Annotated in this window: 12 protein-coding genes; 5 read left to right on the plus strand and 7 right to left on the minus strand. The window is 69.4% G+C overall.

Going from position 1 to position 11,356, the window contains the following annotated elements; translation table 11 throughout:
* Window positions 1-131: 131 nt before the first annotated feature.
* Window positions 132-794, plus strand: coding sequence for a glutathione S-transferase family protein (locus ASD79_RS05805; RefSeq protein ID WP_056720078.1), 663 nt, complete (start codon window positions 132-134; stop codon window positions 792-794).
* Window positions 795-867: 73 nt separating this feature from the next.
* On the plus strand, window positions 868-1,269 hold the full coding sequence (locus tag ASD79_RS05810) for a GFA family protein (protein WP_056720079.1): 402 nt from the start codon (window positions 868-870) through the stop codon (window positions 1,267-1,269).
* 125 nt (window positions 1,270-1,394) lie between these two features.
* On the opposite strand, the gene lexA is transcribed toward ASD79_RS05810, so the two are convergent.
* Window positions 1,395-2,102: a transcriptional repressor LexA gene (gene lexA, locus ASD79_RS05815; protein WP_056720080.1), complete on the minus strand. Its 708-nt coding sequence runs from the start codon at window positions 2,100-2,102 to the stop codon at window positions 1,395-1,397.
* A gap of 143 nt (window positions 2,103-2,245) precedes the next feature.
* Here lexA and ASD79_RS05820 point away from each other — a divergent pair, with 143 nt between their 5' ends.
* Window positions 2,246-2,839: an isoprenylcysteine carboxylmethyltransferase family protein gene (locus ASD79_RS05820; RefSeq protein WP_056720081.1), complete on the plus strand. Its 594-nt coding sequence runs from the start codon at window positions 2,246-2,248 to the stop codon at window positions 2,837-2,839.
* On the opposite strand, the gene trpC is transcribed toward ASD79_RS05820, so the two are convergent.
* The 4 genes from trpC to ASD79_RS05840 form a co-directional block, all read right to left on the minus strand.
* The gene (gene trpC / locus ASD79_RS05825; RefSeq protein ID WP_056720082.1) at window positions 2,840-3,628 is read right to left on the minus strand and encodes an indole-3-glycerol phosphate synthase TrpC; all 789 of its coding nucleotides are present in this window, start codon (window positions 3,626-3,628) and stop codon (window positions 2,840-2,842) included.
* A complete protein-coding gene (gene trpD, locus ASD79_RS05830) occupies window positions 3,625-4,653 on the minus strand; it encodes an anthranilate phosphoribosyltransferase (protein WP_056720083.1) in 1,029 nt (342 codons plus the stop codon). Before trpD ends, trpC begins: the two co-directional genes overlap by 4 nt.
* A gap of 2 nt (window positions 4,654-4,655) precedes the next feature.
* The gene (locus tag ASD79_RS05835) at window positions 4,656-5,252 is read right to left on the minus strand and encodes an aminodeoxychorismate/anthranilate synthase component II (RefSeq protein WP_056720084.1); all 597 of its coding nucleotides are present in this window, start codon (window positions 5,250-5,252) and stop codon (window positions 4,656-4,658) included.
* Between the two features lie 131 nt (window positions 5,253-5,383).
* Window positions 5,384-5,926, minus strand: a complete 543-nt coding sequence (locus ASD79_RS05840) for a hypothetical protein (protein WP_056720085.1) — start codon at window positions 5,924-5,926, stop codon at window positions 5,384-5,386.
* On the opposite strand from ASD79_RS05840, the gene ASD79_RS24215 reads away from it, so the two are divergent.
* Complete coding sequence (locus ASD79_RS24215; protein WP_056720112.1) at window positions 5,925-6,131, plus strand: hypothetical protein; 207 nt, start codon at window positions 5,925-5,927, stop codon at window positions 6,129-6,131. The genes ASD79_RS05840 and ASD79_RS24215 overlap by 2 nt on opposite strands.
* Here ASD79_RS24215 and trpE read toward each other — a convergent pair.
* Both trpE and ASD79_RS05855 read right to left on the minus strand, forming a co-directional pair.
* Entirely contained in the window at window positions 6,128-7,663 is a 1,536-nt protein-coding gene (gene trpE / locus ASD79_RS05850) for an anthranilate synthase component I (RefSeq protein WP_056720086.1), read from the minus strand. The two genes, ASD79_RS24215 and trpE, sit on opposite strands and share 4 nt — an antisense overlap.
* Window positions 7,660-9,615, minus strand: coding sequence for a peptidylprolyl isomerase (locus ASD79_RS05855; protein ID WP_056720087.1), 1,956 nt, complete (start codon window positions 9,613-9,615; stop codon window positions 7,660-7,662). The genes trpE and ASD79_RS05855 overlap by 4 nt, the downstream gene beginning before the upstream one ends.
* 161 nt (window positions 9,616-9,776) lie before the next feature.
* On the opposite strand from ASD79_RS05855, the gene tpiA reads away from it, so the two are divergent.
* A complete protein-coding gene (gene tpiA, locus ASD79_RS05860; protein ID WP_056720088.1) occupies window positions 9,777-10,538 on the plus strand; it encodes a triose-phosphate isomerase in 762 nt (253 codons plus the stop codon).
* The last annotated feature ends 818 nt before the right edge of the window (window positions 10,539-11,356 follow it).

Consider the following 11,356-nt stretch of genomic DNA (forward strand, 5'->3'; position numbering starts at 1 on the left):
GGTCCAGATCATAGGGCGGAGTATTTCGGATCATCTTCCGATGCGACGGCTGAACCTGGGCCCCGGCCTTCGCCGGGGAAACGGAGCGAGGGGGGCGGCTCAATTCAAAACCATCAGTCTAGGAACCACCGATGCTCAAGGTCTGGGGCCGTCGCAGTTCGTTCAACGTTCAGAAGGTGCTGTGGCTGATCGGCGAACTGGACCTGCCTCACCAGCACATCCCGGCGGGCGGCGATTTCGGCGGGCTGGACGATCCAGGGTTCCGGGCCCTGAACCCGCACGGCCTGGTCCCCGTCCTCCAGGACGGCGAGACCGCGGTGTGGGAGTCGCACGCCATCCTGCGCTATCTGGCGGCGACCTACGGCGCGGCGCGGTTCTGGCCCGCCGACGCCGCGGCGCGCGCGCCCATCGACGGGTGGATGGATTGGTCGCAGACGACGTTGCAGCCGGCGTTCCTGAGCGGCGTGTTCTGGGGCTGGTACCGAACGCCCGAGGCCCTGCGCGACTTGCCCGCGATCGCCAGGGCGCTGGAGCGCACGCATCGCTGCCTGGCCCGGGTCGAGGCGCGGCTGGCCGAGGGGGCGTTCATGACGGGGGAGGGCATGACGGGGCAGGGACTGTCCCTGGCCGACATCCCGATCGGGAGCTGCCTCTATCGCTATTTCGAGCTGGAGATCGCGCGTCCGTCGATGCCGTGCCTGGAGGCCTGGTACGCGCGGCTCCGCGAACGCCCGGCCTATCGCGAGCACGTCATGGTCCCGTTCGGAGAGCTCAAGGGACGCCTGGATTTCTGAAACGGGCAAATCCGTCGAACGCGTTGGGGATGGCCGCGTTAGGAAGCTCTGGGGCGCTGGGACGGAGGTCGCCATGGAACGGCGAGGCGGATGCGCCTGCGGAGCGGTGAGATATGTCGTCGAGGGCGGGCCGCTGCGGGTGGGCCTGTGCCACTGCATGACCTGCCGCAAGCGCCACGGCGCGCCCTGCAACGCCTTCGCGGCCTTCCGGGCCGGCAAGGTGCGGGTCGAGGGTCAGACGCTGGACTGGATGAGTTCCGAACATGGCCGCTATCACGGCTGCGCGGTCTGCGGCTCGCCGCTGTTCTGGACGGCGGAAGGCGACGACGAGATCGAGCTGCACCTGGGCGGTCTCGACGAAACCGGTCAGTTCTCGCCGCAGTACGAGATCTGGGTGAAGCGCCGCGAGCCATGGATGATGCCGTTGGCGGTGCCGCAGTATGTGGAGAACCGGCCGGCGGGGCTGGCGTCCTGAACACAAAAACCCCGCTCATCCCGGCGAAAGCCGGGACCCAAGCGGGGTTTGCCGTACTGATCAGCGCGAGCCCTCAAGCTCGGCTTGGGTCCCGGCTTTCGCCGGGATGAGCGGTGAGGCGGAGCCTAGTGATACCGCCGGATCAGCCCCACCAGCTTGCCCTGCACCTCGACCTGGTCGGGACCAAAGATTCGGGTCTCGTACTTGGGGTTGGCGGCCTCCAGGGCGATCGAGCCGCCCTTCTTGCGCAGGCGCTTGAGGGTGGCTTCCTCGCCGACCAGGGCGACGACGATCTCGCCCGAATTGGCGGTGTCGCCCTTCCTGATGATCACATAGTCGCCGTCGAGGATGCCGGCCTCGATCATCGAGTCGCCCTGCACCTCGAGCACATAGTGCTCGCCGGCGCCGAGCATGGATTCCGGCACTGGCAGGCGCTCGCGCTCGTGCTGGATGGCGTCGATCGGGGTGCCGGCGGCGATGCGGCCGAGAATCGGCAGTTCGCGGCTGTTGTCGGCGGCCATCTGGGCCGGGGCGGGGGCGGACGGCGCCTGGCCGCCGCCTTCGACGATCTGTGGCCGGAAGGCGCCGCGTCCCTTGGGCGGGGACGCCGTGGTGGCCTGCTGCGGTAGCTTGACCACCTCCAGCGCCCGAGCCCGGTGGGCCAGGCGACGGATGAAGCCGCGCTCTTCCAGGGCGGTGATCAAGCGGTGGATGCCCGACTTGGAGGCCAGGTCGAGCGCCTCCTTCATCTCGTCGAAGGAGGGGGAGACGCCGCTCTCCTTGATCCGCTCGTGGATGAACATCAGCAGCTCGTGCTGCTTGCGCGTGAGCATGTCCGGCCTCGTCAGTCGTCGCGGAACAAACCGCAAACCTCTGTGAATGTTCTCTAGGTGTTCTGCGTCAATGTCAAGTTGACGAAACGATCATAGTTCGCTGTAGCTAGAAGCCTTCGACAGCGTGAGGAGCGCTCCGCCACATGGCCAATACATGGCTTCTGACGGTCGGTTGGCCGCGCGCCTTCTGGATCAGCTACGCGGCGTTCTTCCTGTTCGAGACCTGGGTCTGGCTGCGGGATCGGCGGGTCGCTAGTGGTCAGGACGCCGACCGGGGGAGCCTGCGCGCGATGGTGCTGGGGATCGGGGTGGGGCTCTTCGTCGCCTTCTATGTGTCACATGCGTTTGATTTCGCTCGTATAACCCAGTGGAAGGCCGAGGCGCGCGCCGCGGCCTTGATTCTGATCTGGGGCGGCCTGGCCTTGCGCCTGTGGGCCATCCTGACCCTGGGCTCCTTCTTCCGGCGCACCGTGCACCTGCAGGACGGCCATCGGATGATCACCACGGGGCCGTACCAGATCGTGCGCAATCCGGCCTATCTCGGGAGCCTGCTCACTCTGATGGGCGTCGGGTTGGCCCTGGGCAGCGGACTGTCGGTGCTCGCCCTGGCCGTGGCCGGCCTGATCGCATTCGGCTGGCGAATCCGGGTCGAGGACGCGGCCCTGACCCAGCGATTCGGCCAGGAGCACATCGATTACCGCAAGCAGAAGGCGGCGCTGATTCCGTTCGTTTGGTAGCTAGCCCAGCAGCGCCCGCGTCGCCGCCGCCACATCGGCCTGGCGCATCAGGCTTTCGCCGACCAGCATGGCCTTGGCGCCGGCCGCCTCCATCCGCGCGGCGTCGGCGCTAGCGAACAGACCGCTCTCGGTGACCAGCAGGGCGTCCCTGGGCGCCTGGACGGCCAGGCGCTCGGTGACCGCCAGGTCGACCACGAAGCTCTTGAGGTCACGGTTGTTGATCCCGACCAGGATGGAGCCCAGCGCGCCGGCCCGGGCCATCTCGGCCTCGTCATGGACCTCGACCAGGGCGTCCATGGAGAGGCGGGCGGCCTCGGCCATCAGCTCGGCGGCCAGGACGTCGTCGACCATCGCCAGGATCACCAGGATGGCGTCGGCCCCCAGGGCGCGGCTCTCGGCGACCTGCCAGGGGTCGACCAGGAAGTCCTTGCGGATGCAGGGCAGGGCGACGGCGGCGCGGGCGTCGATCAGATAGCCGTCGGCGCCCTGGAAGCTGGGGCCGTCGGTCAGCACCGACAGGCAGGTCGCGCCGCCGGCTTCGTAGGCCCGGGCCAGGGCCGGCGGGTCGAAATCGGCGCGGATCAGGCCCTTGGACGGCGAGGCCTTCTTGATCTCGGCGATCAGGGCCAGCTTGCCCGGCGCATGGGCGGCCTCCAGCGCGGAACGGAAGCCGCGCGGGCTGTTGGCGGCCTTGGCGGCGGCGTCGACCTGGGCGAAGGACCGGCGACGCTTCCGGTCGGCGACCTCCTCGCGCTTGTAGGCGGCGATCTTGGCGAGGATGTCGGTCATGTGGGGAGGGTTTCGCTGTTGGTGGCGGCGACCAGACCGGCCAGGGCGGCCTTGGCCCGGCCGTCGTCGAGCACCGCGCCGGCCAGTTCGACGCCCTCGCGCAGGGTCTCGACCCTGTCGGCCACCAGGAAGGCGGCGGCGGCGTTGAGCATGACGATGTCGCGATAGGGACCGGTCTGGCCGTCCAGCAGGGCGGTCAGGGCGGCGGCGTTGTAAGCGGGCTCGCCACCGGTGATGTCGGCCAGGGCGGCGCGCGGCAGGCCGACGGCCTCGGGGGTGATGGTGAACAGGCGCACCGACCCGTCGCGCCATTCGGCGACCTCGGTCTCGCCGGTGGTGGTCAGCTCGTCCAGGCCCGAGCCGTGCACCGACCAGGCGCGCTCGGCCCCCAGGGCGCCCAGGGCCTTGGCCACGGGTTCGACGAAGCGGTGGGCCGAGACGCCGACGACCTGGCGCCGGGCGCCGGCCGGATTGGTCAGCGGACCCAGCAGGTTGAAGATCGTGCGGAAGCCCAGCTGCTGGCGGATCGGCGAGACGTGCTTCATCGCCCCGTGGTGCGACTGGGCGAACAGGAAGCAGATGCCGGCGTCGTCCAGCGCCTGGCGCTGCTGGGCCAGGGAGGCGTCGATATTGACCCCCAGGGCGGCCAGCACGTCGGCGGTGCCGGACTTGCTGGTGATCGCCCGGTTGCCGTGCTTGGCGACCTTCAGGCCGCCGCCGGCCGCCACGAAGCCCACGGCGGTCGAGATGTTGAGGGTGTGCAGGCCGTCGCCGCCGGTGCCGCAGACGTCGATGACGTCGTAGGGATGGTCCAGGTGGATGGCGGCGCGGCGCATGGCGCGGGCGCAGGCGGTGATCTCGCCGACCGTCTCGCCGCGCAGGCGCATGGCGGTGACCGCCGCGGCCACCTGGGCGGGCGTCGGCTCGCCGCGCAGGCAGGCGGCGAAGAACAGCTCGGCGTCGTCCTCGTCCAGGGTCTGGCCGTCGGCCAGCTTGGCGAGCAGGGGCTTGAAGGCGTCCGACACGGCTAGACCCAGATCGCCGCGTCGCGCTTGACCTTGGCCAGGTCCAGGAAGTTGGCCAGCAGCTGGTGGCCGCCCTCGGTGGCGATCGATTCGGGGTGGAACTGCACGCCGTAGACCGGTCGCGTCCGGTGCTGCACGCCCATGATCTCGCCGTCCTCGGTCCAGGCGGTGATCTCCAGCTCGGCGGGCAGGGTGGCCCGGTCGACCGCCAGGCTGTGGTAGCGGGTGGCGATGAACGGGTTGGGCAGGCCCTTGAAGATGCCCTGGTCGTTGTGGAAGATCTTGCTGGTCTTGCCGTGCATCACCGACTTGGCGCGGATCACGTCGCCGCCATAGGCCTGGCCGATCGCCTGGTGGCCCAGGCAGACGCCGAGGATGGCCAGGTCGTCGGCCGCGCCGCGCAGCAGCGGCAGGCAGATGCCGGCCTGGTCGGGGGCCTTGGGACCGGGCGACAGCAACACCGCCTGCGGGTGAAGGCCCAGGGCCTCCTGCACGGTCAGGTCGTCGTTGCGATGAACGACGGTCTCGGCCCCCAGCTCGTTCAGATAGTGGACGAGGTTGTAGGTGAAGCTGTCGTAGTTATCGATGACCAGGATCATGACGCCGCCTTTTCCTGGCCCAGCTTTTAGTGACAACCGTATCGCAAGCCAAGCTGCGCAATGGGGTTGTCTCGAACCTTGAAAAGCCCGCGAAAGCCGAACGTCGGTCGTTGTCTCGTGGAGGCGCCAGTCTAGATGCCGTCGGTCGCCAGGAGGAAGACCGTTTCCGTGTCGCCCTGCACAGAGCAGGCGCCGGTTCCGACGATCTTTACGGTTCGATGCTGGGCGTATGCGGTGAGCAGGATGGACAGCATGGCGTGTCCCGCGCCGGTCGACGCATCGAACGCCCATCGTTTTGGCACGTCTGCTCCCTGACAGGAGGGCGCGCCGGATCTGTCGCCGTCCTGGTAGAACATGACGACGCCGCCCGCCTGAAGAAACGCCGTCACATAGCCGTAGTTGGTCGTCGATGCGCCCGCGTTCGTCCCGATGAACAGAAGCGGCAACGCCATAAGAAATCGCTTCATTGTGGTCCCCCAATTTTCCCGACGCTGACCGTGCACCATGAGAATCGCCGTCGCGGACGCCGACGCATCTTTCCTTAGGCGGGGAAGGAGCGCCACCGTCACCGAGGCTGTCACCGCTATTTCGCGGACCGTTGTGGAGATCAAGGATTTAGGTGCGACATCTGTGATGTCGCGCGGCCCGTCATGGCCGTGCATGCTGGCGGCCATGGACGTTGCTGATTCCGCTCTCGACACCGCCGCCGTGGCCTATGCCCGGGCCCTGCTGCGCCGGCCCGCGCGCCGGCAGAGGATGGGGCCGGTGCTGGCCGCCGCGGCCTTCGCGGCGCTCAGCGCCATCACCTTCGCCACCGTGATGGTGATGGCCCCGCCGGCGGTCACCCAGCATCTGCCGGCCGACCGCCTGGGCGGTTAGGCGAAGCGCCAGGCTTCCTCGGCGGCGCGCTTGAGGGCGCGGGACTTGTGCAGGGTCTCGTCGTACTCGGCGTCCGGATCGCTGTCGGCGACGATCCCGCCGCCGGCCTGGACGTACATCATGCCGTCCTTGACCAGCGCCGTGCGCAGCACGATGCAGGTGTCCACCGAGCCGTCGGCGCCGATATAGCCGACCGCGCCGGCGTAGCCGATGCCGCGCTTTTCGATCTCCAGTTCGTCGATGATCTCCATCGCCCGCACCTTGGGCGCGCCGGACAGGGTGCCGGCGGGCAGGGCGGCCATCAGCACGTCGACCGGGTCCACGCCCTCGGGGGCGTCGCCCTCGACGTTGGAGACGATGTGCATCACGTGGCTGTAGCGTTCGATCTTGAAGCTGTCGGTGACGCGGACGTTGGCGTGCCTGCCTTTGGTCGCCGGATCGTTGCTGCCGGCGTGCTTGAGCATGGCGACGCGACCGACGTCGTTGCGGCCCAGGTCCAGCAGCATCAGGTGCTCGGACCGCTCCTTGGGATCGGCCAGCAGTTCCTTCTCCAGCGCCAGGTCCTCTTCCGGCGTCGCGCCGCGCGGACGGGTGCCGGCGATCGGGCGGATGGTGATCTTGCCGTCGCGCAGGCGCACCAGGATCTCGGGGGACGAGCCGACCAGCTCGAAGCCGTCGAGGTCGAGGAAATACAGGAACGGCGACGGATTGGTTCGCCGCAGCGAGCGGTAGAGGGCGAAGGCGTCCAGTTCGAATGGCGCGCGGAACCGATGGCTGGGCACCACCTGGAAGATGTCGCCGGCCCGGATGTAGTCCTTGGCTTTCTCGACGATCTCCGCGTAGTCGGCGCGGCTGACCGGGGTGGTGAAGTCCATCGGGCCGTGGCTGGGACGCGGGGCGTCGTGGGCCAGGGGACGGCGCAGGTCAGCCATCACCGTCTCGATCCGCGCGCGGGCGGCGGCGTAGGCGTCCTGGGCCGAGACACCGGCGGCGGGGCGCGCCGTGGTGACCAGGATGATCTCCTGGGCGATGGCGTCGAACACCGCCACGATCGACGGCCGGGTCATGATCCCGTCCGGAAGACCCAGGCTGTCGGGATTGACGTCGGGCAGGCGCTCGGCCAGCCGGACCATGTCGTAGCCCAGGGCTCCGAACACGCCGGCCGACGGCGGCGGCAGGCCGGCCGGCAGCGTGATGCGCGAGGCGGCGATCAGGTCGCGCAGGCTGTCGAGGGCGCCGCCGGCCTGCGGCGTGAACCGGCCGGCGGCGATGTCGTCGCCCTGGGCGATCTCGGCCTGGTCGCCGCGGCAGCGCCAGACCAGGTCGGGCTTCATGGCGACGATCGAATAGCGGCCGCGCCAGGTCCCGCCCTCGACGCTTTCGAACAGGAAGGCGTAGGGCCGGCCGTGACCGATCTTCAGATAGGCCGAGACCGGCGTCTCCAGGTCGTCGATCAGCCGGGTCCAGACCACCTGCGGGCGGCCAGACTCATAGGCGGCGGTAAAGGCCTCGAGGCTGGGCTCCAGGCTCATTGAGCCTTTTCCTTGGCCTTGGGCTTGCCGCCGTCCTTGGGCAGGAGGGTGGTGTCGACGCCGATCGCCTGGCGGGCCAGGTCGAGATTGACCTTGGTCTTCAGCTGGGCCTTGGCGGCGTCCTGGGCGGCCAGGCTGACGTCGCGCAGCAGGCCTTGCGAGGTCTGGCCGCGCATCGCCTCGGTGATCCGGGCCATCTGCGGCGCGGCGCCGGGGCGGACGGCCTCGACCTTGGCGACCAGGAAGCCGCCCTGCGGGGCGCGGGCGGTGAAGGGCTCGCCCGGCTTGGCGCCGAAGGTGGCGACCAGCAGGTCGCGGCCCAGGCCCTGGAACTGACGGGCGTTCTCGCGGGTGATGTTGGGCACGCGCTGGACGTTGGAGCCGGCGGCGGCGGCGACGGCCTCCATCGACTCGCCCTTCTTGACCCGGGCGCCCAGCTCGTCGGCCTTGGCCTTCATGCGCTCGAGCAGCTTGGTGATCATCCACTGCTGGGTCAGCTGCGGCTTGATCTCGGCCAGGGGCGGCAGGGCCTTGGGAATGACCTTCTCGACGCGGACGGCGTAGTACTCGCCCTTGCCGGCCTCGATCAGCTCGCTCTCGCCGCCGGACGACAGTTCGAAGGCGGTCTTCAGCACCTCGGGCGTCAGGCCCGGAACCGGCTGGCCGCTCTCGTCGACGCCCTGGGCGGCGATCGGCGCGGTGGTCAGCACCAGGGCGCCGGCCTTGGCGGCGGCGTCCAGCAGGTTGGCGCCGCCGTCGTGGGCGTCCTGGTAGGTCTGGGTCTGCTCATAGGCCTTGGCCTGGGCGGCCTGGACCTTCAACTCGGCCTCGATGGCGGGGCGCTGCGACTCCAGGGTCGGGACGGTGGGCGGGTTGATCTTGACCAGCTTGACCACCGAGACGCCGAGGTCGCCGGCGATCGGCGGGCTGACCTGGCCCTCGGCCAGGGCGAACACCGCCGCGGCCACCTTGGCGTCGGGCAGGGCCGACTTCGGCTTGGAGTCGATCATCACCGGCTGCTTGCCGTAGGCGCTGGCGACGACGGCGGGCTGGTCGCCCTTGGCCAGGCGCTGGGCGATCACCGCGGCGGCCTTGGCGTCGGGGGCGAAGACCTGGACGTAGGAGCGGGTCTCGGCCACGCCCAGGGTGTCCTTGCGGAAGTTGAAGGTCTTGACGACGTCGGCCTCGTTGACGGTCGCCGACGGCTCCAGGGCCTTGGCGCTGAAGCGGGCCACCGATAGCACCCGGGTCTCGGGGCGGGTCAGCTGCTCGGCGTGTTCCTTCATGAAGGCCTGGAGCTGGGCGTCGGTCGGCGGGGCGGGCTTCTCGACGATCGAGGGGTTGATCGCGAAGGCCGCCAGGTCGCGGGCCTCCAGGCCATAGGCCGCTTGCAGGGCGGAGTAGATGCGCGGCGCGCGGAGACCGCCCGCGACGGCCGCCAGCATCTGGGTCTGGGCGATGTCGTCGCGCAGCGTGGCTTCGTACCGCGCCGGATTCAGCTGGTTCTCGGCCAGCAGCGCCGCGTACATCTTGGGGTCGAACTTGCCGGTGATCGGGTCGAACGGGCGCTGGCCCGGGGGCAGGGCGGCCAGTTGCTCGCGCAGGATGTCGCCGACCAGCTTGTCGGACGGGCGGATACCCATCTGATGGATCAGCTCGGCCATCGATTCCTGCAGCGCCAGTTGCTGCAGCATCTGGCGGTCCAGGCCGGCCTCGACGGCCAGGTCGGGGGTGATGGTCTGGCCCTGCGCCTGCTGCTGCTTGCGATAACCCTCGAACCGCGTCTTGAAGTCCTCCGGCGGCACGTTGCGCGACCCGGCCGCGATCACCCACTTGCCGGGCGGATGGCGGAACACGTCGCTGATGCCGAACACCGCGAAGCTGACGATGAGCAGACCAAACAGGACCACCGCGAACGGGGATTTGGCGAAGGAGCGGAAGCCGGCGAGCATGACTGGGAGAAACCTTCCTCAAGAACCGCGCGACGTCCACCCAAGGCGACGGAACGGACGCGAGTTGCGGGTATAGTAGAGCCGTGGGGGCGCGGGCAAGCGGCGCGGACCGGCGCAAGCGGTCTTGACTTCCCGGGCGGCCGGGGTCCCAAACCGGGGACATGACCCTTTCCTTGACCACGCCCCGGCCGCTGATCGCCGGAAATTGGAAGATGTTCGGCCTCGAAACCTCGCTGGACGAAGCCCGCGCCGTGGCCGCCGCCGTGGCGTCCAAGCCCCCCGCCGCCCGGGTGGCGCTGTGTCCGCCGGCCACCCTGCTGCACCGGATGTCCGAGGCGATGGCCGGCGAAGGCGTGCTGGTCGGCGGCCAGGACTGCCATCAAAGCCCTTCCGGCGCCCATACCGGCGATGTCTCGGCGACCATGCTGGCCGACGCCGGGGCCAGGCTGGTGATTCTCGGCCACTCCGAGCGCCGCGCCGCCCACGGCGAAAGCGACGCCCTGGTGTCGGCCAAGGTCGAGGCCGCCCTGGCCGCCGGCCTGGAACCGATCGTCTGCTGCGGCGAGACCCTGGCCCAGCGCGACGCCGGCCAGGCCCAGGCGGTGGTCACCGGCATGGCGCGCGCCTCGCTGCCCGCCTCGCTGGCCGGCCAAGATTTCGCCGTGGCCTATGAGCCGGTCTGGGCCATCGGCACGGGCCGCACGCCCACCGTGGCCGACATCGCCGCCATCCACGCCGCCCTGCGCGCCGTGCTGATCGAACGGTTCGGCCAGCACGGGGCCACCGTGCCGATCCTCTACGGCGGCTCGGTCAAGCCCGACAACGCCCGCGAGATCCTGGCGACGCCGGAAGTCGGCGGCGCCCTGGTCGGCGGGGCGTCGCTGAAGGCGGCGGACTTCCTGGCGATCATCGACGCGGCGTAGTTAGGAAGAAACAGCAAGAGAAACGGTTCTCCCTCCCCCTTGCGGGGAGGGTGGCCCGCGTAGCGGGTCGGATGGGGAATCGGTGCAGGGCGTCATTGCGGCGGTGAAGCCCCACCCACCAGCTTCGCTGGTCCCCCCTCCCCACAAGGGGGAGGGAAGAACGGTTGTCCGACTTCCACCCTTCTCGGACGTTGAAAGCATCCGCCTGACGGGGATGAGCGCGCCTGTATCCCCGCCCGCGCCGGAAGGAACTCCAGCCTTTCCAACGCCCTGCAAGAAAATCAGCGTCACACTGACCGCCGCGCTCAAACCCGCTGCACAATAGAGCTGTCTCCATCACGAGGAGGGCTCTTGGTACCGGCCCAAGCAGGCGATGGGGATGGAACCGAGCGGGGCCGCGCAGGGCCGCGCGCGAGGCAGGTGTGGGTCTGTTCGTGGATAGATCCGGGACCCACCGAAACCTCGCCGGGATCGACATCATTGGCCACGCCGCCGAAGTCGACCCNCTGATCGCCACCCGCGCCGCTGCACAATAGAGCTGTCTCCATCACGAGGAGGGCTCTTGGTACCGGCCCAAGCAGGCGATGGGGATGGAACCGAGCGGGGCCGCGCAGGGCCGCGCGCGAGGCAGGTGTGGGTCTGTTCGTGGATAGATCCGGGACCCACCGAAACCTCGCCGGGACTTGCGCGGGTCGACGGGGCTGGGAGTTCAAACCGGCCTGTTCCAGGATCAGTCGGAGTCGCCGACGGCCCCTTCCGGGCGGCTTTGATCCTGCCCGTCCGAGGGGAAACGTCGATCGGGATGAAACAAGCCCTCA

This window comes from Caulobacter sp. Root655, assembly GCF_001427665.1.
Lineage (GTDB): Bacteria > Pseudomonadota > Alphaproteobacteria > Caulobacterales > Caulobacteraceae > Caulobacter.